The organism is Comamonas sp. lk, assembly GCF_900564145.1.
In the GTDB taxonomy this organism is placed as follows: Bacteria; Pseudomonadota; Gammaproteobacteria; order Burkholderiales; family Burkholderiaceae_C; genus Comamonas.
The window spans coordinates 4,059,468-4,084,204 of the sequence record NZ_UOOB01000001.1 but is presented as its reverse complement, the minus strand read 5'-3'; the positions used below and the strand labels follow the sequence as shown (position 1 = coordinate 4,084,204).

The 24,737-nt window shown below is 55.8% G+C and carries 20 protein-coding genes and 2 pseudogenes; 11 read left to right on the top strand and 11 right to left on the bottom strand.

All coding sequences use genetic code 11. The features are described 5' to 3' along the window. The first annotated feature begins 16 nt into the window (after nucleotides 1-16). The 3 genes from EAO39_RS18575 to EAO39_RS18565 are packed head-to-tail and all read left to right on the top strand — an operon-like array spanning nucleotide 17 to nucleotide 6,081. Nucleotides 17-1,678, top strand: a complete 1,662-nt coding sequence (locus tag EAO39_RS18575) for an N-6 DNA methylase (RefSeq protein ID WP_120970434.1) — start codon at nucleotides 17-19, stop codon at nucleotides 1,676-1,678. Between the two features lies 1 nt (nucleotide 1,679). Beyond that, nucleotides 1,680-2,885 (top strand): restriction endonuclease subunit S, encoded by a 1,206-nt coding sequence (locus EAO39_RS18570; RefSeq protein ID WP_120970432.1) that lies wholly within the window; start codon nucleotides 1,680-1,682, stop codon nucleotides 2,883-2,885. Nucleotides 2,886-2,901: 16 nt separating this feature from the next. Beyond that, entirely contained in the window at nucleotides 2,902-6,081 is a 3,180-nt protein-coding gene (locus EAO39_RS18565) for an HsdR family type I site-specific deoxyribonuclease (protein WP_120970430.1), read from the top strand. Between the two features lie 128 nt (nucleotides 6,082-6,209). Here EAO39_RS18565 and EAO39_RS18560 read toward each other — a convergent pair whose 3' ends face one another. Together EAO39_RS18560 and EAO39_RS18555 are read right to left on the bottom strand one after the other, a co-directional pair. After that, a complete protein-coding gene (locus EAO39_RS18560; RefSeq protein WP_240467054.1) occupies nucleotides 6,210-6,980 on the bottom strand; it encodes an oxidoreductase in 771 nt (256 codons plus the stop codon). 218 nt (nucleotides 6,981-7,198) lie between these two features. After that, the gene (locus EAO39_RS18555; RefSeq protein WP_240467053.1) at nucleotides 7,199-8,506 is read right to left on the bottom strand and encodes a hypothetical protein; all 1,308 of its coding nucleotides are present in this window, start codon (nucleotides 8,504-8,506) and stop codon (nucleotides 7,199-7,201) included. Between the two features lie 329 nt (nucleotides 8,507-8,835). Here EAO39_RS18555 and EAO39_RS18550 point away from each other — a divergent pair, with 329 nt between their 5' ends. Continuing rightward, nucleotides 8,836-9,168 (top strand): helix-turn-helix transcriptional regulator, encoded by a 333-nt coding sequence (locus EAO39_RS18550; RefSeq protein WP_120970428.1) that lies wholly within the window; start codon nucleotides 8,836-8,838, stop codon nucleotides 9,166-9,168. A 39-nt stretch (nucleotides 9,169-9,207) separates the two neighbouring features. Here the strand turns inward: EAO39_RS18550 and EAO39_RS18545 are convergent, their stop codons facing one another. The 4 genes from EAO39_RS18545 to EAO39_RS18530 all read right to left on the bottom strand — a co-directional run bounded on the left by EAO39_RS18545 (nucleotide 9,208) and on the right by EAO39_RS18530 (nucleotide 13,254). Continuing rightward, nucleotides 9,208-10,257 carry a phage capsid protein gene (locus EAO39_RS18545; RefSeq protein ID WP_120970426.1) on the bottom strand — a complete coding sequence of 350 codons (1,050 nt, stop codon included), beginning with the start codon at nucleotides 10,255-10,257 and terminating at the stop codon, nucleotides 9,208-9,210. A 331-nt stretch (nucleotides 10,258-10,588) separates the two neighbouring features. Next, a complete protein-coding gene (locus EAO39_RS18540; protein ID WP_120970424.1) occupies nucleotides 10,589-11,653 on the bottom strand; it encodes a lambda-exonuclease family protein in 1,065 nt (354 codons plus the stop codon). Between the two features lie 150 nt (nucleotides 11,654-11,803). Continuing rightward, nucleotides 11,804-12,796 carry a DUF932 domain-containing protein gene (locus tag EAO39_RS18535; protein ID WP_120970422.1) on the bottom strand — a complete coding sequence of 331 codons (993 nt, stop codon included), beginning with the start codon at nucleotides 12,794-12,796 and terminating at the stop codon, nucleotides 11,804-11,806. Nucleotides 12,797-12,882: 86 nt separating this feature from the next. Beyond that, nucleotides 12,883-13,254, bottom strand: coding sequence for a hypothetical protein (locus EAO39_RS18530; protein WP_120970414.1), 372 nt, complete (start codon nucleotides 13,252-13,254; stop codon nucleotides 12,883-12,885). A gap of 198 nt (nucleotides 13,255-13,452) precedes the next feature. Between EAO39_RS18530 and EAO39_RS23030 the strand changes: the two genes are divergently transcribed. From EAO39_RS23030 to EAO39_RS18515, 3 genes are all read left to right on the top strand, one after another. Next, nucleotides 13,453-14,145, top strand: coding sequence for an AlpA family phage regulatory protein (locus EAO39_RS23030; protein WP_240467052.1), 693 nt, complete (start codon nucleotides 13,453-13,455; stop codon nucleotides 14,143-14,145). Between the two features lie 216 nt (nucleotides 14,146-14,361). Further along, nucleotides 14,362-15,558: an inovirus-type Gp2 protein gene (locus EAO39_RS18520; protein ID WP_162989617.1), complete on the top strand. Its 1,197-nt coding sequence runs from the start codon at nucleotides 14,362-14,364 to the stop codon at nucleotides 15,556-15,558. Further along, a complete protein-coding gene (locus EAO39_RS18515; RefSeq protein ID WP_120970410.1) occupies nucleotides 15,555-16,886 on the top strand; it encodes a DUF3987 domain-containing protein in 1,332 nt (443 codons plus the stop codon). The genes EAO39_RS18520 and EAO39_RS18515 overlap by 4 nt, the downstream gene beginning before the upstream one ends. A gap of 35 nt (nucleotides 16,887-16,921) precedes the next feature. On the opposite strand, the gene EAO39_RS22740 is transcribed toward EAO39_RS18515, so the two are convergent. From EAO39_RS22740 to EAO39_RS18500, 4 genes and pseudogenes are all read right to left on the bottom strand, one after another. Then, entirely contained in the window at nucleotides 16,922-17,683 is a 762-nt protein-coding gene (locus tag EAO39_RS22740) for a hypothetical protein (protein ID WP_162989616.1), read from the bottom strand. Between the two features lie 543 nt (nucleotides 17,684-18,226). Further along, nucleotides 18,227-18,988: pseudogene (locus EAO39_RS18510) on the bottom strand (IS5 family transposase). Nucleotides 18,989-19,120: 132 nt separating this feature from the next. Continuing rightward, nucleotides 19,121-20,110: a tripartite tricarboxylate transporter substrate binding protein gene (locus EAO39_RS18505; protein ID WP_120970408.1), complete on the bottom strand. Its 990-nt coding sequence runs from the start codon at nucleotides 20,108-20,110 to the stop codon at nucleotides 19,121-19,123. A 38-nt stretch (nucleotides 20,111-20,148) separates the two neighbouring features. Further along, on the bottom strand, nucleotides 20,149-21,765 hold the full coding sequence (locus tag EAO39_RS18500; RefSeq protein ID WP_120970406.1) for an FAD-dependent oxidoreductase: 1,617 nt from the start codon (nucleotides 21,763-21,765) through the stop codon (nucleotides 20,149-20,151). A 92-nt stretch (nucleotides 21,766-21,857) separates the two neighbouring features. On the opposite strand from EAO39_RS18500, the gene EAO39_RS18495 reads away from it, so the two are divergent. Continuing rightward, nucleotides 21,858-22,748: a LysR family transcriptional regulator gene (locus EAO39_RS18495; RefSeq protein WP_043374606.1), complete on the top strand. Its 891-nt coding sequence runs from the start codon at nucleotides 21,858-21,860 to the stop codon at nucleotides 22,746-22,748. Between the two features lie 46 nt (nucleotides 22,749-22,794). Beyond that, a protein-coding gene (locus EAO39_RS18490) for an IS5 family transposase (RefSeq protein ID WP_120971248.1) occupies nucleotides 22,795-23,552 on the top strand; the annotation gives its coding sequence in 2 pieces (ribosomal slippage) (nucleotides 22,795-23,140 and nucleotides 23,140-23,552; 759 coding nt in all). Nucleotides 23,553-23,565: 13 nt separating this feature from the next. On the opposite strand, the pseudogene EAO39_RS23025 reads toward EAO39_RS18490, so the two are convergent. Beyond that, nucleotides 23,566-23,715 (bottom strand): annotated as a pseudogene (locus EAO39_RS23025) (IS481 family transposase); the annotation flags it as partial. Nucleotides 23,716-23,831: 116 nt separating this feature from the next. Between EAO39_RS23025 and EAO39_RS18485 the strand changes: the two are divergent. Continuing rightward, nucleotides 23,832-24,269, top strand: coding sequence for a hypothetical protein (locus EAO39_RS18485; protein WP_120970404.1), 438 nt, complete (start codon nucleotides 23,832-23,834; stop codon nucleotides 24,267-24,269). After that, a complete protein-coding gene (locus tag EAO39_RS18480) occupies nucleotides 24,266-24,550 on the top strand; it encodes a DUF2798 domain-containing protein (RefSeq protein ID WP_043374600.1) in 285 nt (94 codons plus the stop codon). Before EAO39_RS18485 ends, EAO39_RS18480 begins: the two co-directional genes overlap by 4 nt. Nucleotides 24,551-24,737 lie beyond the last annotated feature (187 nt).

Here is a 24,737-nt window from a genome sequence, read left to right as displayed (position 1 = left end):
GGAGTACCTCTCGACCATGGAGCAAAGGGCGCTTGTTTTTAAGCAGCCAATCATCCGGGACCTGACACCTAAGTCCAAGGCCGATTACGCTTTTTTGCTCCACGACCTATATCACTTGAAGCCAGGCGGCATCATGGCCATTGTCTTGCCTCATGGCGTGCTGTTCCGTGGCGGTGAAGAAGGCGCTATTCGCAAAGCCCTGATTGAAAACGACCATATCGAAACCATCATCGGCCTGCCATCCAACATCTTCTTTGGCACAGGTATCCCCACGGTGATTCTGGTGCTGCGGCAAAAGCGCGAAAGCAGCGATGTGCTGTTTATCGATGCCTCCAAGGGCTTTGCCAAAGAGGGAAAAAACAACAGGCTGCGCGCTTGTGACATCAAGAAGATCTCCGATGTGGTGGTCGCTCGCGCCAGCGTGCCGGGCTTTAGCCGCCTTGTGCCCAAGACCGAACTGCAAAGCGAGGCCAACGAGTACAACCTCAATATCCCGCGCTATGTGGACTCCTCGGAACCCGCTGAAAGCTGGGACTTGTATGCCTCCATGTTTGGCGGTATTCCGCTGAGCGAGCTGGATGCGCTGGTTCATGTGTGGCAAGCCTTTCCCAACTTGCGTGCGGCCTTGTTCACACTGGATGGCACGCCTTACGCGCAGCCCAAGGTGGCTGATTTGGCCCATAGCACGCGCCAGCACACCGAGGTGAGACAGTTCAATCAGGCCTTTGCTAGTGCCTTTGATGGCTTCAGCTCCTGGCTGCAAGAAGCGCTTGTCGGCAATATGCTCACTCTGCAGGTGCCCAGGCAAGAGGCGCTGATCTGTGAGGAGTTGTTCAGCCGCTTGACCAAAGTCGGCACGGTGCCACTGATCGACAAGTACCAGGCCTACCAAGTACTCGATGACCACTGGCAGCCCATCGCCGTTGATCTGGAAATTTTCCAGACTGAAGGTATGGATGCCGCTCGCACCGTAGACCCCCACTACATCACCAAGAAAAAAGACGGCAAAGACGTTGAGGTGCAAGACGGCTACAAAGGCCGCGTACTGCCCTTTGAGCTGGTACAGCAGACGCACCACAAGAGCGAGCTGGACGCCCTGTGCGCAAAGGAATCTAGCTTGGTCGACGTGAGTGCGAAGCTGGATGAGCTGCTGGAAAGCTTTAGCGAAGAAGACAAAGCCAAGGACACCTTCAATGATGCTGGCGATAAATTCGCTGCTGTACCTGCTGCCAAAGAGGCTAAGCAATTGCTGGCTGAGGCCAAAACAGCAGGTGCTTTTGATCCCGAATCTTACGAAGCCAAAATCATTCAGGCGGCTGAGCTGTTAGCCAAAGAGAAGACATTGAAAGCCGCCATTAAAAAAGATGCGGCAGCTTTGCACCTCAAGACCAAAGCCACGATTGAAGGGCTGAGCGACGAGCAGGTGAATGTGCTGTTGGAGCTAAAGTGGATTGCGCCGTTGGTGGATGAGTTGCACCGCCTGCCTGGTTTGGTGGTGGATAGCCTGATCAGCAAGCTCGAAGCGCTGGTGGACAAATACCGCATCACTTGCGCAGACAACGCCCGAAACATTCGGCAGGCCGAGAGCGCTTTGGCGGGCATGCTCGATGAGTTGGGCGGCAACGAGTTCGACCTCAAGGGTCTTGCAGAGCTAAAAACTCTGCTAGTGGGGGAGTGAGATGACGGGGCAGACTGGGCGTAAAGCGCCACTAATTCGCTTCAAAGAATTCGAAGCTGAGTGGGCGGACGAGAAGATCGGTGATGTCGTCGCTGAGAAGCGACGTCCCATCGTTCTTGAGGACCAGCAGCGGTATGAACTCATCACCGTCAAACGACGCAATGAGGGCATCGTCTCACGCGGTCATTTGTTGGGGCGCGAGATTTTGGTGAAGAATTACGCGCAACTTCATGCGGGTGATTTCGTTATTTCTAAGCGACAGGTGGTACATGGCGCAACCGGCATCACCCCTCCATCACTGGATGGCGCCATCGTTTCGAATGAATATTTGACAGCTGTTGACAGCGACAAGCTCTTGACAGAATTCTTTACCATCCTCGCCGGCCTTCCAGCCATGCGTCAGAAATTTTTTCTGAGCTCCTATGGTGTGGACATTGAAAAGCTGTTCTTTGATGTAGAAGACTGGAAGAAGAGAGCGGTCAAGATTCCTGGCGTCGCTGAACAGGCGCGTATCGCTGCCTTATTGCGGGAGTTGGATCAGCTCATCTCGCTGCACCAGCGCAAGCATAACCAGCTAGCGGTGCTGAAAAAGACGATGCTTCAAAAGATGTTTCCGCAACCAGGGGCCACCACTCCGGAAATTCGGTTCAATGGTTTTTCAGATGAGTGGGAAGAGAAAAGTTTGGGCGGTACTGGAATCTTCAATCCCAAAGAGGCTCTTCCTGATGTCTTCGAATATGTCGATCTCGAATCAGTCGTTGGTACGGAAATAGTTGGGCATAGAACTGAAAGACGGGAAACCGCTCCCTCTCGTGCCCAACGCCTAGCTCACCAAGGTGACTTGTTCTTTCAAACGGTAAGACCTTATCAAAAAAACAATCATCTTTTCACTCTTGCTGCCAAGAACTACGTATTTTCATCAGGTTATGCGCAGATTCGCCCATACAACGACGGTAGCTTCCTTTTGGGCTTGATGCAGCGCGATCAGTTTGTGAAAGTGGTGTTGGACCATTGCACTGGAACAAGTTATCCCGCCATAAATGCCAATGTTCTATCCGAAATATCCGTAATGGTTCCTTCTCCTGAAGAACAGAGAAAAATCGGCACTTATTTCCGCACCCAGGATGAGCTGATCGCCAAACACGCCACCCAGATCAAAAAGCTCCAGCAAATCAAATCCGCTTGCCTGGAAAAAATGTTTGTCTGATCGTTAGCTCATCACAATGACAATATTTGCTAAAGAATCTGAGTTTGAAGCGGCCGTCATTCACGAGTTGCGTCTGCGGGGCTGGGGGGAGCAGGAGGTCATCCAATGCCCGAGCGAGGCAGACCTGCTGGACAACTGGAAGCAAATTCTCTTTGAGAACAACCGCAGCAAGGACCGGCTCAACGAGGTGCCACTGACCGATACCGAGATGCAGCAGGTGATGGAGCAGATCAAAGCACTACGCACGCCGCTCAAGCTCAATGGCTTCATCAATGGCAAGACAGTGTCTATCACCCGCGATAACCCTGAAGACACATTGCACCTTGGCAAAGAGGTCAGTCTGAAGATCTACGACCGGCAGGAGATTGCCGCCGGGCAAAGCCGCTACCAGATTGCACAGCAGCCGCGCTATGCCCGTGGCTCAGAGCTGCTCAATGACCGGCGCGGCGACCTGCTCCTGCTGATCAATGGCATGCCGCTCATCCACATCGAGTTGAAAAAGAGTGGTGTGCCTGTCATCCAGGCCTATAACCAGATTAAGAAGTACGCGAGCGAAGGCATTTTTAGCGGCTTGTTCTCGCTGGTACAAATCCACGTAGCGATGGAGCCCGAAGAAGCGCTGTACTTTGCCAGGCCAGAATCCGCAGACGCTTTCAATAAGGACTATGCCTTTCACTGGGCCGACTTTAACAACGAGCCGATCAACGATTGGAAGGCTTTCACCTCCAGCCTGCTTTCCATCCCCATGGCGCACCAGCTGATTGGTTTTTATACCGTGGCCGATGAGGCGGACGGTGTGCTGAAGGTGATGCGCAGCTATCAGTATTTCGCCGCGCGGGCTATCTCAGACAAGGTGGCCAAGACTGACTGGAAGAACCCGAATCGGTTAGGTGGCTACATCTGGCATACAACGGGCTCGGGCAAGACGATGACGAGCTTCAAGTCGGCGCAGCTTATTGCTAACTCCAAGGATGCCGATAAGGTTGTGTTCTTGCTGGACCGCATTGAACTGGGTACACAGACCTTGAAGGCCTACAGGGACTTCGCCGGTGACGGCACCCAGGTACAGGCCACCGAGCACTCGGGCGTGTTGGTAAAAAAGCTCAAGAGCACAGACCCAGCCGATACCTTGATCGTCTCGTCTATTCAGAAGATGAGCCTGATCACAGATGATGCAGAGGGGCTCAAAGGTCACGACTTGGACGCCATGCGTGCCAAGCGCATTGTCTTTATTGTTGACGAGTGCCACCGCTCCACCTTTGGCGACATGCTCATCGACATCAAGGCGAGTTTTCAGGGGGCAGTCTTCTTCGGTTTCAGTGGCACTCCCATCCACAAAGAAAACATTCGCAAGGACAACACCACCACCGATGTGTTTGGTGATGAGTTGCACCGCTACAGCATTGCCGACGGTATCCGCGACAAGAATGTGCTTGGCTTTGACCCCTATCAGGTGCTGACTTACCGCGACCGTGACCTGCGCCAAGCTGTTGCACTGGAAAAATCCAAGGCAGCGACGGTGACTGAGGCGATGGCGAGTGCTGCGAAGAAAAAAGTCTTCAACCGCTACATGAACGATATGCCCATGGCCGGGCAGTGGGACTCTGCTGGTGTGTATCAAAAAGGTATTGAGGACTACCTGCCTAATACCCAGTATGACCTCGATGTACACCGTAACGCCGTGGTGCAGGACATCGCTGATAGCTGGGAGGTGCTGAGCCAGGGTGGAAAGTTTCACGCGATTTTTGCCACCAGTAGCATCCCAGAGGCCATTGCCTACTATCGCCTGATGAAGGTGAAATGCCCAGACTTAAAGATCACAGCGTTGTTTGACCCGCACATCAATGATGATGACGGTGGATGCGATCCTGTCCTTAAAACACAAGGCCTGGTTGAGATCATCGAAGACTACAACGCAGCCTACGGTCAAAAGTTCGACCTGGGAACGCACGCAGCCTTCAAAAAGGATCTGGCCGCTCGTCTTGCCCACAAGGCCCCTTACATTCGGATTGAGGCTGGGCAGGGTAAGCGACTAGATCTGCTGATCGTGGTGAACCAGATGTTGACTGGCTTTGACTCGAAATGGGTGAATACTCTATATGTCGATAAGTTGCTGGAATACGAGAACATCATTCAGGCTTTTTCGCGCACCAACCGCTTGTTTGGGCCAGACAAGCCATTTGGCACTATTCGCTACTACCGCAAGCCACACACTATGAAACGGAATGTGGAGGCTGCGGTGAAGCTCTATTCCGGTGACAAACCGATTGGCCTCTTTGCAGACCAGTTGCCACGGAACTTGGAGCGGATGAACTCCAGCTTTGCCGAGATCAGCGCTATCTTCAGTGCGGCAGGCGTCACGGATTTTGGGAAGCTACCAGATGACTTGGCTGCGCGTGCGGCCTTCGCCAAGGAGTTCAACCAGTTCAGTGCTGTTTTGGAAGCCGCACGGATTCAGGGGTTCACTTGGGATCAAACGGTTTATGAGTTTGACGGTGAGCTCAAACTGGCCATTCAGCTTGCCATCAGCCATCAGCAATACTTGGCACTATTGCAGCGCTACAAGGAACTGAGCGCTGGGAGCGGCGGCGGCGGAGGTGATAGCCTCCCGTTTGAGATCGATACTCATATTACAGAGATTGATACAGGAAAGATCGATGCCGACTACATGAACTCGCGCTTTGCGAAGTACCTGAAGGTCTTACAGAGTGACGATGGACCTGCGAAGGAGGCCACCTTGGCGGAGTTGCACCGCTCTTTCACATCGCTATCGCAGGAAGACCAAAAGTTTGCAGAGATTTTTCTGCATGACATGCAACGCGGCGATGTGCAGATCGACCCGGCGAGAACCTTTCGTGACTACCTCGTTGACTACAAGGCGCGGGCTAAGAATAGAGAGTTTGAAGCTGTTGTTTCGGCATTGGGGGTTGACCCCGCCAAGCTCGCAGCACTGATGGACGCGCATGTCACTGATGCAACCCTGAATGAGTACGGCCGGTTTGACGATTTGCGCAAAACTGTCGATGCACCAAAGGCGAAGGCATACTTTGAGCGTATTGAGGGCAAGCCCCTTCCCATGCTAAAGATCAATATGAAAGTGTCAAAGCTGCTGAGCGATTTTGTGATTCGAGGTGTTCTGTCTTTGACCGATGATGGAGTCGACGCACTATGCCTGGAAGGTACGGATCAAGCCTGAACCTCTACACTGTCTGGTTTGTTCGAGTAAAAAGCAATCAAGCTGTTTGCAGAGAAAAAAACAAAGCCATGAGATAGGTTGCCCAGCGCACAAGGCGCCAGGCTGGGTGGGTCATTGCTGACGGAAAATCATCCTGCGCTCAGTGCTCGCCAGCCGTTTTCAGTCTTGCGCATGGTGATCTTGCCCTTCATTTGAAGCTGCTGCTCTTGTAGCCAGTACAGTACATCCTGTGCCTTGGCAGCTTCGTTGCGGATCTGAAGCAGCGCAGGATAGAACAGCTTCGCTGAGCCTCCATTCGGGCATCCTGCAACGTACATGGACCAGACGCTTTCCGTCACCTGGTTGTAGATGGTGTTCTTGGGCTGGCTGTGCTCTTGCCTTTGCCGGCTTTCCTGCCCCATCGCATCGAGCGCCTGCATCTTCTGACGTAGGGTGTCCGGCAGCGGATGCTCGTTTTCCCACTGGACCAGTGTTTTCCGATAAGCGTCCTCTTCCAGGAAGCCCATTCCCGGCGGATTGTTGAAGTTGAAGTCCTCTCGGCGGGGTGCGCTGCTGTTGTGTTCCTTGCGTAACGCCAGGATCTCATCCTTGAGCGTTGCAATTTGCTGTTGATCGGCCTTTCCGGCATCCTCCCAGGCTTTCACCCGGTCATGCTCCTCCTGGTAGGTCTGGCGCATGCGCTTCAAGGTATCGGGGTCCTTGAGCTCGATGTCGTAGGTGAACTCGACACGGTAGTGGCCATCTTCTTTATAGCCGTTGGTCTTCTTGACATGCGTCACCTTGACGTTTTCGCAGGCGGCGAACTGGGGCTCCAGGAATTTTTCGACATCACTGTCACTGGGGGCAGAGCTGCAGCCAGCCAGGGCCAGGACGGTGCAAAGAAGGAGTTGCTTTTTCATCGAGAGAGGTCTCCGGTCAATGTGAAGTGGGGCAGGGCTAGGCAGGGCAGTACCAAGCCTGCTGGGCTCTGTGAGCTGTGAGCCAGGATGGTTGGGCAGCGGGGCCAATGGCTGCGCCCATGGGATTCGGATCTACAAAGCAAGAAGCGATGCGCTCCAATGGAACGCATCGCTTGATGAGGCCGCTGGGCGGCAGAGGCAGGTTGATTGGGCAACGTTTATTGCGAAATGCCCATGGTCACGTAGTTGGCCTTGCCGTCGATGGCCGGTGTGGTCAGTCCCTTCTGGGTTGAGACACCGACATAGGCATAGGTCGTCTTGCCGTTCAAGGTGATCTTGTAGACCTTGGCATGCGTGATGGAGTTTTCTGCAACGTCCTCCATACCCTCGCCGGACAAGGCCTTGGAGAAGCCGAAGTTGGGGGCGTCGGGAACGCCACCGTTTTCGGTGAACACCACGGAGTCGTCGGCCCGGAATTCCAGCGTGCCGGTGGAGTTGCAGTCTTCGTATTCATTGAACACCTTGCCGTGCAGCTCGGTGGTATTGGTGACGGGCACCCAGTCCTCGGACAGATAGGCGTACTGGCTGTGCTGGCTGGAGCTAAAGGCGCCAGCGCCTGGCGTGCAGTACTGCGCGATGCGATTTCCCAGCAGACTGGTCACTGCCACAAAGGGCAGACCCACCTGGGTCACATTGCCGTCCATGTCCAAGGAGGCCTTCGATGTCAGCAGGCCGCGCTGGGGATCAGGCATCGACAGAACGAAATCGCCGGCCTTGGTCTTGGCGGCACCCGCACGGAACATGGTCATGTTGGGCGTCGTGAAAGCCGTACCGGCAAAGGCTGCTTGGGTCAGAGCCTCGCCTGCCGACACGCTGCCAGCCGCTTCCGACTGCGTCAGACCTGCAGACGTCAGGGCCGCGCCATAGCTCTCCAGCAAATCATCGCCCGCATCACCCTTTTGCGCTTGGAATTGGCTGGTCAGCGGATCAAAGCCAGCCGGCAAGGACGGCTTGCCCGGCAGGCTGGACAGAACCGCCTTGAGCTTGTCCTGGGCGGTTGCCAGGGCGTTGGCATGGATCGCACCGCTCAAACTCCCATTGGTGGCCGAGTCGAACCAGGCATCGGGCTTTTGGCCGCTCACGATGCCGACCATCAAATCGGTCAGCGGCGTGATATTGGCCATGCCGGATGCAGCCACCATGGAATGCAAAGGCGTGGTCAGGACTTGGCCGTTGGCCTGGCCGCCGGCAACACGGATCACGCAAGGAAAGTCACCGCCCTTGAGCGAGGCCGACCAGGAGCCATCCGTGCCAGTCGTGGCGGAGGCAGATGCACCGGAAGCGCACTTCAGCGTCACGGCACCGCCCGTAATGGGCGAGCCCACGGCCGCCACGCCGCTGGCCGAGGCCGAGTTGGATGCTGGCGCTTCGCTGCTGCCTCCACCGCCGCCGCAGGCGGTCAGCACTGCGGCCGTGACAACGCTCAGGGCCAACTGAGCCATACCTTGGTTCGAAATCTTCTTCATGGTTTCCCTCTTCTTTATGGATGTGTCTTGAATGTGAAAGCCCGCTGGAGGCGGGCCATGGGGCGGAGTAAGGACGGATAGACGGGTTGGGTGGATCTCCATTCAAAAACGGCGTGGGCACCAGGCTTCGTAACCCGTCGCTCGCTTTGGCCGAGGGCGCAGAGACTGGTGAATGGGAAAGTAAGGAGAGAGGGATGGATGCCAACCCTTCCTTGTTGAAGTTGAAGCTTTGATGGGCTTCTTATTTTTGTTCTGATGATTATATTCATCAAAATTTGACGTTTATATAGCGTCGTTAATTGGTCTGCAAATGGGCATCCTGCCCGCCAATGACCACCAAGCGCTCCGCCACTTCTTCGGCTTCCTCGGCTGCGCCTATTTCCATTGCTTTGGGACGGCGAGTGAAGCAATGTCGGCATGCAGCCGACAAGTCCCAGGAAACCTTGGCCTTTGAGGCGCAGGTTGACAGGACATACATCTCCGCGATTGAGCGGGGTGTTGCCAATCCGTCTATCGAAACCTTGGCCAGCATCTGTCATGTGCTGGGTGTGACGTTGGCTGAGCTGTTTGAGCCGCTGAGTGATGTCTCGCTGGCTCCGACCGGCGATCGTCGGGCCAATGCGGCACAGCCACCAGAGATCAAGCGCAGCCGCCTACGCTAATGGTGCTTGCGAGTTGGCCGGCTTGGAAGTGACAGCAAACTAGCTGGTGATAGAGGCAGAGGGTGCTTCAGGGAAGAATTCCTCGGTAATGACCTCCGCTTCCTCGGGCGAATCCTCAAAGCTGCCGTTCGCATAGCCCTGTCTTGCAGCCTCATCCAAAGCCTGCTGATCAAACCCCGCCGCCTGGCGTTGTGCCGATACCTCCTTGGCCTGCACAATGGCCTCGTTCAGCGTCAATCCACTGCGCACCACCAGATCCGCGTAGTAGATCGCCGAGCGATGTGACTGCGTCGTGGACTTGCCCCGCAGCTTGAGCTCCAGCGGCATACCGGCCAGATTCCCGCCTGACACGGCAGCGAAGTACTGCAATCGAGCCGTAAGTGTGCGGATGCTGTTGAAGCCCGTGGTCCGGAACACAAAGCTGCCCAGCTCGTCACTGTCGCCAATGACCAGATTCAGCCGCCCATAGGGCTTGCAGCCATCCTGACCGAAGGCGCAGGCATCGGGCCCGGGGCAGGGAAGGGAGGCCAGCCCCTGGCTGGTGACCCGCTTGCAGCTCTCGCCATCGCCGACGCACACAGGCCGGGCCGTGCTGCGGTCGAACAGGGTGTAGTGGGCGCGCAGATTCAGATCGGGATCATTGAACAGCACCCGCACCGGGATGCTGCGCAGCTTTCGCCGGGTGGGAGTGGTTGCCGTGGCATTGCTCGTAGTCGCTGCAGGCTGAGTCTGGGGATCGGTTGCCTGCTGAGCATCGGCGGCCACGCCCATTTTTTCCTTGAGCGAACGCTTGCCGGAGCGTTGCGAGGGCTGGGTCGGGATGACGGGCTGCAGGCAGCTGTCACTTTCTTCACTATCCTCAGACAAGGGAGGCTTCGTGCCTTCCTTTATGCCGCCGTGCGTTTTGTCGGCTGTCAGGCGCAGTGTTTCATCGAGCGGATGCAAGATCCACTGTCCACGAGACTGCACCTGGGTGGTGATGGTGAATTCGTCATCCTTCTCGGGCAGCCGCTTGCCATTACGCTCCACTACCTTGCCGATGGCGATGCGGCCGATCACCGGGGGCGTGATCATCAAACCTTTGATCAAGGAATGCTCCAATAAAAAGTCCTCCAGGGCTGGGCCCGGGAGGACGGGGAAGGGATAGGTAAAAGGAAGTGGTAAAGAAAGGAGAGGAGGGAGATCCCTGGGCGGACCGCGATGTCACAAACCGCCCGTTTTTTGCTGCTAGATTGGGTGCGTTGGAAACTCATCAAATCGAGATGCAGCCCAGGATCAACTTCATTGAGAGGGGGCGCCTGTTCAGGCGCGAGCTCAAGCGACGCCGAGTCCGGTTCTTGCCGATGCAGGTCTGGCGCCGGATCTTTGAAGAGGCCGGCGTTTAACCTCCACCCAGGGAGTGAGAACCTTTCCCAGAGGCTCAAGCCTCGGCTTCCGGCTCATAGACACAAAACCGCCGTGACCCGGCCCGTGGACTCAGATAGCGCTGGGCCAGCGTGGGGTGCTCCTGCACGAACTGGCTGCTGTTGAAGGCCTGCCCGTCCTTGCTGCGCTTCCAGGTGACGGAGCCGCCGCAGGCGAACAAGGCCTTGCTGGCTTCGCCCATGTGCATCTGAATGCGCTGGCGCAAACGGGCCTCCCGCTTTTGCGCAGTGTCCAGATCGCAGCGAGCCTGCAGCAACTCTTCAAAGGTAGTGTTGAGCTCCTCGTCCTCGCTCAGATCCACCTGCTCGCCGCTGTCACCGGGATACAGGCAGCGCAAGGCCTGCTCGGCACTGTCCGAGCCGTCGCCGGCCGGTGCTGTACCGCTTTGGACCAGATCCCAGAATTCCTTCTCCAGCACAATCAGTTGTGCAATTAGCGCTTCATCCCGCTCGATGCGGAAGATGCGCAATTCCTGCCCGCCCACCAGCACCACCACATCGGCCGCACGCTGGCCCGTTACGGCCAGCTGGTGCATCACCTGGAGCTGCACATACTCGGGCACGCCATCGCGCCACAGGCGAGCCCCATGGATGCCGGCGGTCTTGCATTCCAGCAACTGCACATCGGGAGCTCCGATCACTTCTCGGTCCACATTGGCCAGCATCCAAGGGTAGTCGGGATGCTGCAGCACCGCATTCACGCGCCGGACCTTGCGGCCCGTGCGCTTGGTGTAGTGGGCCGCCACGATGGGCTCCAGCAAAGTCCCCCAGAACATGGGGCTGGTGTCGTCCGTGGGATCGACAGCGGGCAAGAGATCGCCCTTGCCGGTCTTTTGCATCCACAGCTCCAGCTGCGACTGATAAGGGTTGAGGCCGATGGCCGCTGCCGCATCCGAGCTGCCGATGCCGGTGCGGCGCACCTCCAGCCAGTCCTCGCGCTCCAAGTCCTTGGTGGACACCAGGCGCAGGGCGGCACCCTTGCGGGGAGTGCGGGATGGAGCAGAGGTAGAGCGAACTGCAGGAGCAGCAGGCCCCGAAGGGCTCATCAAATGCAAAGACATACAGAACTCCTTGGCCCGCAAAAATTGCGGGCATAAAAAAGCCGCCTCAAAAGGCGGCTTGTGGTGGTGAGAAGAGAGGTGGAAAAAGGGATGGAAAGAAAAAAGGGGTGCCGTCCAAGGACGGACAAGAAAGCCAGCGATCAAGCACGATCAGGCCACCAGTTGCAGCGCATGGTCCAAAGCCCGCTGCTTGATCACGGCGCCCTGGCCGAACCAGGCACTGTCCAGGCGGTTGTCCTGGCTACGAGCTTGCTTCTCATGGTCCACAAACTCCGTGACAGCGCACAGCAGGCCCCAGGCCGTATCCTTGGCCGCCTGCATCTCAGCCCCCCGGCCGTGGCCCTCATAGAGCATCTGCACCTTCTTGAGGGCCCGTTCATTGGTCAGGCCTACCGTGGGATCGGAATGCTGGTCCGTGTTGCAGATCACCTTGAGGAAATAATTCATCGCCTCATGGGTCTTGATCTTGCGCTCGGCCAGGGTCTTCATGCGGTACATGAAGCTGTCCCACTGGCCCACGGCCACGCCCAGCTGGCGTTTGACCGCCTGGGCATCGAAAGCCGTGCTGTGCGGCACCTTGACCGCTCCGACGCCATCGCGCAGCGCAATGGTCAGCGTGTTATTGCACACCACCCGCACCGTCGTCGGCATCGCCACCGTGGCCAGCGTCCCATCGCAGGAGGTGGCCAGTAGCAAATAGCCGTTGACCACATCCTTGCCCTTGAGGGCTGCCGACTTGCCCGTACGGGCCAGAGCCCAGAACTTGCGTCCGGCCTTGAGCACGCCGGCGGTTTCCAGTTCGTATCCGGCGACTTCGGTTAGATCCCGGTAGAACTCCAGCACCTCACGGGGCTGCACTACCTGGTAGCGGCTGCCCACCACCGACAGCGGTGCTTGCGTATCGCTGCGGTACAGCACCTTCTGCTCGGGAAACTCCTTGGGCTCGGCATACAGGCCCGACAGCCCAGAATGCCCCGAATTGCCATCGGTTGCGAGATAGCGCACAGGCGTCTCCTGGATACGCCAATCCATGCCGGCCGCTTGCGCCCAGACATCGATGCCTTGCTTAGCGGGCAGGGCATGGCCCAGTTCATGCCAAGGGGTCTGGCCGGCATAGGCCATGGTTTCTATGAGATGTGCCATGAGAAAACTCCTTCAGTAAGAGAAGCGAAAAGCCAAAAGGGGAGATGAGGGATAAAAGGGAAAATGGACTGAGCCGGGTGAATCGCTCAATCGGAATCGGCATAGCCGGAGGTCGATTCCTGGCGGGCAAATACATGCCTGCATTCCAGGCACTTGAAGTTGTCCAGCATGCGGGCATCAATCGTTTTGCCCACCGACGTGCCCACTTCGCAGCCAATGGCTGTGCCAGCCAGGCCGCCTAAAACCGCACCCGCAATTCCACCGAGGGTCGAACCCGCAGGGCCGGTCATCAGGCCCGAGGCAATCCCAATCTGCGCACCGCGCAGCGCGCCGACAAAGCCGCCTGTGGCACCGGCGGCGCAGCCGATGGCGCCTGCGGTCTTGCGTGCCCAGTTGCGGGAGACGACCCGTGGGCTATGGCACAGGGGGCAGGTGGGAGGGATAGAGGAAAAAGGCATCAAAGCTCCTTGGAAGAAAGACAAGAAGCCAGGTGCTGGAGCGCCTGTCGTGAGGGAGGCAGGCGCATCACCATGACCTGGTCGGCAGAACGGCGTCTGCTCAGGTCGGTGATATGTGGTTGAAAAAAAGTTGATTGAAAGAATCAGCTTTTTGGGAGAGCTCGAAGAGGCGTTTGTCTCGATATCACGCAGCTTGTGATGTGTCACAAGCCTGGCATCACATGCGGCTTCGCATGCCAAAAAGCGAAGCTTTCGCATGCGCCCGAAACACTCGATTTCTCCAATGTGGGGGAACTAAATGTTGGCGACCTTTCGCAGGTTCGCATGACGAGGTTGCAAGTGGGCGCGATGGTTGATTTTTATCGATATCGCGAATTAATTGAAAAGTCAAGATGGATGCTTGAGTCTGTTCTCGTAGCCAAGCAACCGGCTCGAAAGAAATTGGTCGTTCCGCTGCAATCCGGTTCTCTTCAACACGAACTGATTGCCATGAACCACACTCCTTACGCACCTCAATCCAAGAGCCTGATGGAGCGCAGCTTCCACCCTATACAAGCATCTCAGGCGAGCATGTCCTTGCTCGCTTACTCCCAAGCCTCCCGGACTGCAGAAGTCTCTCGTACGCCTTTCTGCGATGAGGAAGCGGTCCAGACCGTTGCGACAGTAGGCAGCGATGCCATGCGTTTGAACACTATCCTCCGCCTGCGTCAACTTCTGAAGGCGCTAGGGATTTCTCGCTCCACGGTGTATCTGCGCATCAATCCCAAATCCAAGTACTACGACCCCATGTTTCCGAAGCCCATTCGCCTTGGCGCAAAGGCGGTGGGATGGGTGCTGTCGGATGTGTATGACTACATCGAGCACTTGAAGAAGAAGCAACAAGCTTGCTGATTTAGGGGTACTAAATACCTGGAACCACTCACGTGTGAATTTACCCCTCCATGAAGGTTAATCCTTCGTGGAGTACGGAATATTTAACGCTGATGGATAAACGAAATTCAATCAATAAACTCGGTTTCTTAGTAACCAAGATATATAAGAGAAATATATCAAAGAGAAAGAGAAAATCCATTAAGTAGATTATTACCTATGAAGTCACACTACGTCATGCATAACTCCGTTGTGCATAAGAACATTCTGCTGGAATACGCGAAAGATGATGATGAAAATCATCTTCCTGGCTTTGAAGGTCCCGGAATGAGGCGTGCCCTTGATGAGTTGATTCAGCATCTCATCAAGCACAACTACAAGGACCCTTTTGGGAGTAATGATCACAAGCTGAAAAAATCAAAATATATACCGAAGTTTGCTGGTGCACTTATCACCTTGGTGGATGAGGTTGGCACACAGCTTCTGCAAGAAAAGGATGTAGGAGTTTGGAGCTGCCTTGATATTAATCCGATGGTTGCAGGAATCATCGAGACTACGTGCGCCTTTCTTTTGAATAAAGGCTCTCAGGATGGAGGTACTGAGAACTGTGTCTTGCTAGGAATGGGAATGCAGGAGTTTCTGACATTGAACGATTGCGAGTTGCAGTTGGCTCAATCTGCATTCAATGAGTTGGCACTTGCATTGCGCAAAATGCTTTTGAACAAAGGGATGCGTGATGCTGTAAAAAACTATCGCACAAACGCTACAAAGCGCTACGGCCAGGTGATGAAGGTCACCCGTAAAGCGTGGAAGAAATTTTCAAAGATCCTACTGATTCGTCTGGATTGGGGGCTACTCCATTCAATCCCTGACTTACGCGCAAGATTTAAAGATCAAGAAGATTTCGAGAATAAATTAATGGATGTGATCGAGCATCGCGATGCCATGCTTAAACTTCTCAAGAAACGCTATGGATCGGATCTGGCTTTTTACTTTTGGAAGATCGAGTTTGGTGCCCAACGTGGCCTGCATCTGCACTGGATGATTGGCTTGAATGGTTCCAAGCATCAGTATCGCATCAGGGCAGCTCGTGCCATAGCGGAGATGTGGAAAACTGTAATTGATAACGAGAAATCCTACATCTGGAACGTCAACGCCATCCAGTCTAAAGGTGAGCCCATATTGCGCGTGATTGATTATCACGATCCGCAGCTGTGGGAAATCGTAGGTGTCTATGCCGACTATCTGACCAAGGTGGATTACTTCCTCAAGTTGCGTATGCCGGGAAATATGCACAGCTTCGGAGGCAATCAGCTTCGCAATGAATCGTGCAAGAAACGTGGCCCCCAGAGAAGCAAAACGATGACAGAGGCAGATATCAAGCAGGTGCGCGGCCCTCAAGGTGGTCGCAAGGTGAAGGGAGAGAAGAAATGAGTGTTTTGAAAGAAGGTCAGCTGCTTTATCCGACGGAATCCTTGCCGCCGATGATGCGCGATTTCGTCTACTGCGTGATGCATGCGACCCAGGCCAACGATGCCTTGGTCGGCCCTGTGGCCGTGAGTGTGGCCTCGGCGGCAGTGCAAGGCGTGGCAGATGTCCTGACCCCGTTCGGCACTGACATGCCCACCAGTCTGTTCACCGGCGTCGTCGCTTTGTCTGGTGATCGCAAGTCCACGGTGCTGAAACTGGCCTGTCGTGGCATGGAGGAGTTCGAGCGGGGCATGGAGGGCTATCCTGATCCGGAGATGAGCTTTCGTGACTGGGGCGCGCACCCCTTTTTGCTGGAGGAGGCAACGGAAAAAGGCGTGGTCGATGTTTACGCCAAGGGGGCCAAGTCCTTGTTCTATGCCTTGGATGAAGGGAGCATATTGACCCGCAACCTGGTCGTGCCTTCACTGTGCAAACGTTACGATGGTGCAGACATTCGCGATCTCAACCGTACCCGTGGATTCACCTATGTGGCTGATACACGTGGTGCGCTTTGCATGCTGGTCCAGGACTTGACCTTCAGTCGCATGATGAAAGGTGACAAAGGCGCTTATTTGATCGAGTCGGGGCTTTTGCCGCGCATGCTTATGTCGTTTGCTTCAATGCCTTTGTCGGTTCCTCCACCGCCGTGCAGCATGAATCTCCATAGCCACGAATTTCATGAGCGCACCAAAGCGCTGATGCAGGACTACAAGGTGATCTTCATGCATGGCAAGCCCCGCAGCAAGATGCGGCTTGTCGCTGATGCTGAACAATTGTGGAAACAGGCTCTTGAGGAATGGGAAATGCTGCTGCAGGATGGGGTATGGAACAGCATTCGTCCGTTTGTACGCAGAGCCGGGGAGCAGGCACTGCGTTTGGCTGGTGTGTTGCAGTGGTTTACAGCCCCGCAGGAGATGATCGAACGTACGTCGATGGAGGCTGCGATTGACATCGTCCAATGGCATCTGGTGCAAGCCCGGGCGGGCTTCGGAAAGCTTCCTCAGGAGGCGTTGCAGCAAGAATTGGCACGGACGCTCTATGACTATCTGATGCGCCGTGCAGTCAAGTACAACGCCACTGCGACGCCTCGCAACACGTTAATCCGTAGTGCACCGCTGAGTCTGCGTAAAGCCGATCAACTTGACATGGCGCTTGACCAACTGGAGCTTGAAGGCAAGGTTGGTTTTTATCCGATGAACACGCGCAAGAATGTAGTTTTGACGGCCGCATCAATCGCAGCTATGAATCCAAAAAACACAACAATTGCCAATAATTTATCGGGTAAATTTTAATATTTGATATGTTTATAGCGCCCTACCACGGGGCGCTATTTTTTTTTGTTTGGCATATCAGAGTTGTATATTTTATCAATTAATACTCTGAAATCTTCATCCCTTTTTGACCAATCTTTAAATTTAGTATCGAGATTATCTGCTTGAAGTGTTAATCCATAGTTTTTATTATTTTGCTTAGCAGATTTTTGATATTCTCTTATTATCTGAATAAATTCTAGGTAGAAGCAATCATAGAGATTTTTAAAATTTTTGATTTTTCCATTTTTTAGGTTGCTTTTGTTGGTGTCTTTAAGTGGTGTATTTAAATTCAATTCAATTTGAGTAAATAACTTTTTGAATTCATTGATCAACTCTTGCCTTCCATTATTTCTTGCAGCGCCCGCTTTGGATGATCTTTGCCTTCTTATGTGCTCATCTATTGGGATGCCTTTTTTCTGAGCTGATAATTCGAGTAATTTTTTGGAAGTGATTAGGAGTCTTCTAAAAAGATATCCTGTAGAGTTTTTTAAGTCCTCAGAAATATTTTTATCATGAGGAATTTCGTTTTTTATAAATTTTGTGAAATATTCATCGCTGATTGTGATATTCATAGTCCATAAGCGCTCTATTTTTACGCATAAAAACAATAAGCTGAAGTAGGTTGATTTGAGTGATAAATGATGCTTGGTGGTAAGCAGATTTTTTTCATATGCAAAATTTGCTTTGTTTAATATGCATTTTGTCTTAAAAGGATTGGTATTTTCATTTGTTGTGCCCCACCATTTTTTGACCGTTGACTCCCGGGTTTCTTCCATATGGAGAAGAATTTCTGTGGATAATTTCCAAATAAAATAGTAATAAATAAATTTCTTAAAAACTGCTTCTTGATCCGAGATGGAATGTATTTCAATATATTTCTTTGCGAGGGATTTAAATGATATCGGTTTTTTGATATCGAAAACCGAAACGAAATTTGATGGCTCGTAGTTAGATTTACTGGAGTCAAAGTCATTAATAACTTCTATTGATCGATGTCTTATAGTTGCCAATTAATTAACCTAATTTTATTTAAATTTCTGAAATAGGTGTTTTTCATCCATCCAGTAATTGAGAGGAAATCGTCAGATGTTATATTTGCGATTTATGCTGATCCTGATTAGCTAGCTCAAGGTGGGGATGTGACCTAAAAATTGGACGGGTTATACAGCGATCTCGAGGATATGCTGGACTAGACGGGGCTCCTTGCTTCCTTCGAGATTTTGATCCGTCGCTCATTGTATCGACGGATGTATGCAGAGGTTCCCTAATAGATTCAACCGATCTGTCGCTTCGGAGAGCCTGGGTTCTATTCAGAGCGGCTAACACCACCGATCCATGAAGCGAGCACAGTTGATCGTAGCGGCCAGTTTCAGCAACGCTTCGTGGATATCCAGCCGCCTTTCAAAGCGGATGTGTAGCTTGCCAAAACCTGCAAACCAGCCATGTGTGCGCTCTACAACCCAGCGATGCTTGCCTAGCTTTTCGCTGCTCTCGACACCTCGCCTGGCAATCCGGCTGGCAATGCCTCGTCGTCTGAGATAGGCACGGCAGCGCTTGTAGTCGTAGCCTTTGTCCGCATGCAGCTTCTCCGGCCGCTTGCGTGCCCGCCCCGGCAAGCCCGTAATGGCAGGAATCGCATCCATCCACTTCTCGAACATCATGGAGTCATGCCTGTTGGCACCACTGACGAGGATCAACAGTGGGATGCCTCTAGCATCTACGACGAGGTGGCGCTTGGTGCCAAGCTTGCCTCTGTCCGTGGGGTTGGGGCCCGTTTCCTGGCCCCCCGGGGGCTTGGCACCGTGGAGCCAGCTATGCTTGCTCGGTTCCAATCAATCTGGTCATGCTCGCGCAGACGCACCAGCAAGGCTTGGTGCAAACGCTGCCAGACGCCATTGGTATTCCAGTCACGCAAGCACCGCCAGCAGGTCATACCACTGCCGTAACCCAAGGACTGAGGCAAGTCTTCCCATGGGATGCCGGTTTGCAGCACGAACAGAATGCCACTGAGCGCTGCTTCATCACTCACGGTGAAGCTTACGTGCGCCACCTTTGACGGAAGGCGTGAAGGCTGGGATCAGGGGCTACAACTGTCGCCACAGTTCTTTGCTAACGGGTTGTCTTGCCTGAGGGCCAGAAGCATAAATGCTTCTGGCTGATCTCAAAGGGAAGTGAGATTAGCGGCTCTCAGTCACAGTCTTCACCGGCTCGGATCACTCGGCTCTTGCGCCGGTATCCTTGATGACCTTGGACCAGCGTGCCGTGTCTTCCTGCATCAAGGCCTTGAGGGCCGTCGGGGTCGAGGGGGCTGGTTCTAGCCCTTGGGCTTCCAGCGTCGCCTTGACGGAAGGATCGCGCAGAGCCCGGCCCGCCGCTTCCTCGATCTTGGCCACTACGTCGGCGGGCGTGCCCGCCGGTGCGACCAGAGCTATCCAGACCTCGCTTCGAAAGCCCTTGAAGCCGGCGCTGGCGACAGTCGGGACGTTCGGAAGATAGAACAGGGGCTGCTCGCCCGTCACCGCGAGCGGCCGCAAGGCACCGGTCTTGATGTGGGGCAGCACCGAATTCGCGACGCCGAAGAGGACCTGGATCTGACCCCCGATGAGGTCGGTGACCACGGGCTGGGCGCCGCGGTACGGCACGTGCACCATGTCGATGCCGGCCAGGCTCTTGAAGAGCTCGCCCGTCAGATGGTGCGGGGTGCCGATGCCGGCGGAGCCATAGGACAGCTTGCCGGGCTGGGCCTTGGCCAGGGCGATCAGTTCCTGGGTGGATTTGGCGGCAACGCCTGGATTGACGACCAGTACGAACGGTACACGGCCCAGCTGGGTGACGGGGACGAATTCCTTGACCGGGTCGTAGCCTGCGCGCCCGTCTGGATAGAGGAACGGGTTGGTGACAAAATTGTTGGCGACGACAAGCAGGGTGTAGCCGTCGGGTACGGCCTTCGCCACGTGCTTGGTGCCTATGTTGCCGCCAGCACCGGGCCGGTTGTCCACGAGAACGGGCTGCTTCCAGTACTCGCTGAGCTTCTGGCCTACCGTGCGTGCCAGGGCGTCGTTGCTTCCCCCGGGGGGGAAGGGGACGACAAGCGTGATGGGTTTGCTCGGATAGCCGTTGGCGTGCGCGCCTAGTGCGATGCATGAGCCCAGGAGGGCAGTTGCCACCGCCTTGAACGCGCTGCTAGGCAGTTTAGTCTTCATCGGTTTGTCTCTTTTGGGTTTGTGAGGTGGGGGCTGCTCTATGCGGCGCCTCGGACCGTGTCTACCACCTGGCCCGGGAGTTCCACGCGGGTGCCACGCCATGCGACATGCCCGTCGGGCCGAACCAGGACCAGGGGGCGCTCGTATGCCGCCGCCACGTCGGCCTGAGCGATGAACTCGATCCGGAAGGGAACTCTCTTGGCGGCGAAGGCATTGGCAAGCGCGTGCGCATCCGCATCCAGCTTGCGGTCGAGGCACATGAGCACGAACCCATCGCCGAACAGGTCGAGCGTCGATCGGCCATCGCTTAGCCAGACATGCGGTGCGCGAGACCCGGGGCGTGTCGTCGGGATATACGTCGAGTATTCGTCCGGGGGCGGTGGTGTGCCATCAGGAACGCAGATCGGCGAGCCCTCGTAGCGATGGCCAATCTGCAGGCCTAGCGACTCCCATTCCACGCGTGTCGATTCGCGCAGGCGCTTGCCGAGGTCCTTGCGAACCTTCTCGCCCTCGGGGGTCGCGTCGCAGACGGCCGCCGGGCTGGGCGTGTCCCGCCATGCCCTGAAGTTCTGCGTGGAGAAGTCGATGTTGCGCTTCGCGATCGGCCGGCGTTCCAACTCGTAGCTGCGCAGCAGGGCAGGGCCGCCCCAGCCGTTGATGAGGCCCTCGAGCTTCCAGCCGATGTCCATCACCTCCTGCGCTCCGGTGTTCATGCCCATGCCACCGGTCGGCGACATGGTGTGGGCGGAGTCTCCCACGAGCACGACACGGCCCTGATAGTAGCGATCTGCGAGCATTTCGCTGCGCCGCCACGGGATGGCGGAGTCCACCTCGAACTCCACGTCGTCGCGGCCGATCGCGCGCCGAACCCAGGCTGCGGGATCGAAGTTCTTCAGATCCATCTTCTCTTCCGAGCCCAGCACCGTCAGGCGCCAGATCTCGTTCCCGTCGACGACGGTCAGATTGCCCCAGGTTCCCTCCGGGCCCACAAAGAGGTAGCGCTCGGCTGGGCCCAGCTTGTGCTTGTCGACCAGGCCCGGCGCGCGGATCAGGACGTTCACGGAGTAGCTGAGCAGTCTGCCTTCCATCTTAATGCCTACCTGTTCACGCACCTGGCTGGTGGCGCCATCACAGCCGAGTAGATACTGCGCGCGGATGGTGAAGGGCTCGCCTGTGTTCAGGTTGGTGACGACCGCCGTGACGCCTTGGTCGTCCTGCAGCAGCGAAACGAAGCGGTGCTTGAAGAGCAATTGGGTCTTTGGCTCGGAGCGTGCCGCGTCGGTGAGGATGGGCTGCAGCCACAACTGTGGGCAGCGCTGCTTCTTCTCGGGTGTCTCGGGCGGCGTTGGTGCGTCGCGCATGCTCGGATACTTTTCCTGGTCGAGCAGCAGGCCATTGAGCGACGTGCAAAAGAACATCGAGAGGTCATAGTCCTCCGGGAAGCCGCATTCGCGCACGCGCTGCGACAGCCCCCAGCGCCGGAACAACTCCATCGTGCGCACCGCGATGAGGCCGGTGCGCGGGTGTTCGATTGTCCCGTCGCCTTCGTCCACAAGGATCGACTCGATCCCCCGCCACCCCAGTTCGATTGCCGCCGACAGGCCCACCGGGCCTCCACCCACAATCAGCACGGGTGTCTTGATCTCTGTCCCCATCGGTTCTCTTCCTTTCTTGCTTCGGTGGGGAAATGATCACTGCCTACACCAACCATGTCTAATCGATATTAGAGAGAAATAAAATTCAGGATATGAATATCAAAACCTTCGATCTGAACCTGCTGAGGGTCTTCGCCGCCATCTATGCGGAACGCAATGTGTCGCGGGCGGCGATCACTGCGGGCCTGTCGCAGCCGGCCATGAGCAATGCGCTGCTGCGCCTGCGTAAGGCCTGCTCCGATACGCTGTTCGTGCGGACGACGGGGGGGATGGAGCCGACGGCACTAGCCGAAGAACTCATCGGTCCGGTTCGCCGGGCGCTGGCGATCCTTCAGCAGACGCTGGAGAGACCGCACGGATTCGACCCGCGGGAGTCGGAACGGACGTTCAAAATCCTCATGTCCGACGCGGGGGAGGCCATTGTTCTGCCACGGCTGATATCGGAGGTGCTGCGAGAAGCGCCCCATGTGCGCATCGAGTCGCTGCGACGACCCAATGAAGAGTATTTGCAGCTGCTGCAGAGCGGCGAGGCGGACCTCGCGATCGGCAATCTTGCCTTTCTGAAGTCGGGCTTCTACCAGCAGCGCCTGTTTGGTGATCCCTATTGCTGCCTCGTGCGCAAGCGGCATCCGTCGATCCGTAGCGACTTCACGCTGCAACAGTTTCTGCAGGCCCAGCACGTGGCCGTGGCGACGGGCCATGCGGATGACTTGGTGGAGCGTGCCCTGTCAAAGATGCGTGCCAAGCGCAAGGTCATCCTGCGCGTGACCCACTACCATGTCGCGGCGGACGTCGTCGAGCGGTCCAACCTAGTGGTCACCGTGCCGCGCAACGCGGCGCGTAACGTCAGGGGTGTACAGATCCTTCCGGTTCCACTGAAGATTCCTGCAGCTGATGTGCGGCAGTTCTGGCATCGGCGCGCACACAGGGACCCGGCGAACCAATGGCTGCGTGGAGTGGTTGCGAAGCTCGTGTTCGACTAGGATTTGTTGAGATTTGATCCTTTATCTCCGCGGCTACGTGACAATCATCGCGGTGATGCGATATGTTTTGAGAGATGGACAATGGACTCGTATGAGTCCATTGTGTTTGGGGAAGGTTGGAGACCGAGGACGCAGTGGCTCCAACAATCGACTCTTCTTGGAAGCAGTGCTTTGGATTACACGAACAGGTAGCCCTTGGCGAGATTTGCCACCCGAGTTTGGTAAGTGGAGCACCGTCTTGAAGCGGTTTCGCGACTGGGTCAAAGCTGATGTTTTTCAAAAGCTGTTTGATGCAGTCAGCGATCAACCGCACATGGAATACGTGATGTTGGATGCAACGATGGTGCGAGTGCACCGGCATGGTAATGGTGCAAAAGAGGGTCTGCGGGCTAGGCCATAGGTCGCAGTCGAGGTGGTTTGACCACCAAGATCTTGGCGCTGACAGATACCCTTGGGAACTTGATCCGATTTGTTTTGCGGCCAGGCCAACGACATGATCTTCAAGGTGTAGAGCAACTGCTTGAAGGCATAGATCTGCTGGCATTGCTGGCCGATAAAGCATTTGACGCAGACTGGCTGGAGCAACGCTTGCTGGCACAGGGCTTCCAAGTGGTGATTGCACATAAGTCCAATCGGCGAGCGCCCTTGCAGATTGATATAGAGGTCTACAAGTGGCGGCACCTGATCGAGAACTTCTTTTGCAAGCTCAAGGAGTTCAAACGTATTGCAATGCGCTGCGACAAGACAGACAGCAGCTTCGCTGCTGTCATCACGTTGGTATCGGCTGTGATCAATTCACGTTAAATCTCAACACGCCCTAGGTGTTCAGTGCCGGCATTGGATGGATCGGATCAATCCTGAGCCGCTCACACTGTCTGCAGATGAATTCGCAGAGTGCCAAGCCCTGCAGAGTCCTGAGCCTGCGCGCGAAGTTGTAGACGCTGATGAAGTCGTCGAGGTGCTCGCGATGTAACGGCCGGAAATCATATGACGTAGAGCTTATATGACGGATAATTTTAGTTTGCTATCTAACAATAATTTAACATTGCGACGCAGAGTTGCTAACCAAACGAAGGAGAGCCCATGTCGACGAAGGAAGAGCCTGATCTGGCGCATCAACTGCGGAGCAACACCTATCGCTCCTTCTTCCGGGACTGCCCAGCCGTTCAGGAAGGCGATTTCGGGAGGAGCGCTCCCAGCCTGATTGACGTCACGTGGATGACAAGGAATACCCTGGCAAAAAGCGATGGGTGCTTGTCCGGCGTGCGCGCTGTGATTTCGGTGGAGACCCTTCGACAGAAGGGCAATGCGGCGAAGAGGCCGGAGGTAGGCTCCTCTGTCGTTTGCGCCCGCCACTGGCGGGTCCTGCACGGCACCAGACTCCATCGACAACTGGTATCCGAGGGCATGGGCCGGCGTGCCGTTAATCCTGGTGGGCGCGCTCGCTTCCATGGCCGCCTGGACGGCATCCTCGGCAGCCCCGACCGCGGGGCTCAACACACATTTTGGATCTACCCATGAAGAACGAAACTCCTTCTCCAACATGCCAATCCCGCACGGTCTTTGGCTTCGCCAAACTCCCCGCCACTTACGCGGCCTTGGTGATGCCGCTGCTGCTGTCGGTCTTGATGACGTTTATCGTGTCGGCCGTCACGACGCTGCGCAGCATCGGCCTGACTCCTGGCTTTTTCTACATCTGGCTGAGCGCATGGGCGCTGTCGTGGATGATTGCCTTTCCGACCCTGCTCTTTGCATTGCCCCTGGTCCGCAGGGCCACGGCAGCGCTGGTGATGCGGGAGTGACGGCGCAGGGGCCTCGCGCTCACCGCGTGCTTGCCGGTTTGCGCTTGACGCGGTAGCAGGCCGTGCTGGCACTGGGCTTCGCTCGGTGTGCATTGAGCAGGGCCTTGCGACCTCTGGTCAGTTAGCGCACACGCCTGGCGAACCCTGGGGCGCCACCGGTCATGGCGTTCCCTGCCGGTCCTGCCCC

Bases quoted from the DNA above. Each gene is read 5' to 3' on its own strand.
- EAO39_RS18575 (WP_120970434.1), top strand. From the start codon at position 17: ATGGAGCAAAGGGCGCTTGTTTTTAAGCAGCCAATCATCCGGGACCTG.
- EAO39_RS18570 (WP_120970432.1), top strand. From the start codon at position 1,680: ATGACGGGGCAGACTGGGCGTAAAGCGCCACTAATTCGCTTCAAAGAA.
- EAO39_RS18565 (WP_120970430.1), top strand. From the start codon at position 2,902: ATGACAATATTTGCTAAAGAATCTGAGTTTGAAGCGGCCGTCATTCAC.
- EAO39_RS18560 (WP_240467054.1), bottom strand. From the start codon at position 6,980: ATGAAAAAGCAACTCCTTCTTTGCACCGTCCTGGCCCTGGCTGGCTGC.
- EAO39_RS18555 (WP_240467053.1), bottom strand. From the start codon at position 8,506: ATGAAGAAGATTTCGAACCAAGGTATGGCTCAGTTGGCCCTGAGCGTT.
- EAO39_RS18550 (WP_120970428.1), top strand. From the start codon at position 8,836: ATGACCACCAAGCGCTCCGCCACTTCTTCGGCTTCCTCGGCTGCGCCT.
- EAO39_RS18540 (WP_120970424.1), bottom strand. From the start codon at position 11,653: ATGTCTTTGCATTTGATGAGCCCTTCGGGGCCTGCTGCTCCTGCAGTT.
- EAO39_RS18535 (WP_120970422.1), bottom strand. From the start codon at position 12,796: ATGGCACATCTCATAGAAACCATGGCCTATGCCGGCCAGACCCCTTGG.
- EAO39_RS18530 (WP_120970414.1), bottom strand. From the start codon at position 13,254: ATGCCTTTTTCCTCTATCCCTCCCACCTGCCCCCTGTGCCATAGCCCA.
- EAO39_RS23030 (WP_240467052.1), top strand. From the start codon at position 13,453: ATGTGTCACAAGCCTGGCATCACATGCGGCTTCGCATGCCAAAAAGCG.
- EAO39_RS18520 (WP_162989617.1), top strand. From the start codon at position 14,362: ATGCATAACTCCGTTGTGCATAAGAACATTCTGCTGGAATACGCGAAA.
- EAO39_RS18515 (WP_120970410.1), top strand. From the start codon at position 15,555: ATGAGTGTTTTGAAAGAAGGTCAGCTGCTTTATCCGACGGAATCCTTG.
- EAO39_RS22740 (WP_162989616.1), bottom strand. From the start codon at position 17,683: ATGGAAGAAACCCGGGAGTCAACGGTCAAAAAATGGTGGGGCACAACA.
- EAO39_RS18505 (WP_120970408.1), bottom strand. From the start codon at position 20,110: ATGAAGACTAAACTGCCTAGCAGCGCGTTCAAGGCGGTGGCAACTGCC.
- EAO39_RS18500 (WP_120970406.1), bottom strand. From the start codon at position 21,765: ATGGGGACAGAGATCAAGACACCCGTGCTGATTGTGGGTGGAGGCCCG.
- EAO39_RS18495 (WP_043374606.1), top strand. From the start codon at position 21,858: ATGAATATCAAAACCTTCGATCTGAACCTGCTGAGGGTCTTCGCCGCC.
- EAO39_RS18485 (WP_120970404.1), top strand. From the start codon at position 23,832: ATGTCGACGAAGGAAGAGCCTGATCTGGCGCATCAACTGCGGAGCAAC.
- EAO39_RS18480 (WP_043374600.1), top strand. From the start codon at position 24,266: ATGAAGAACGAAACTCCTTCTCCAACATGCCAATCCCGCACGGTCTTT.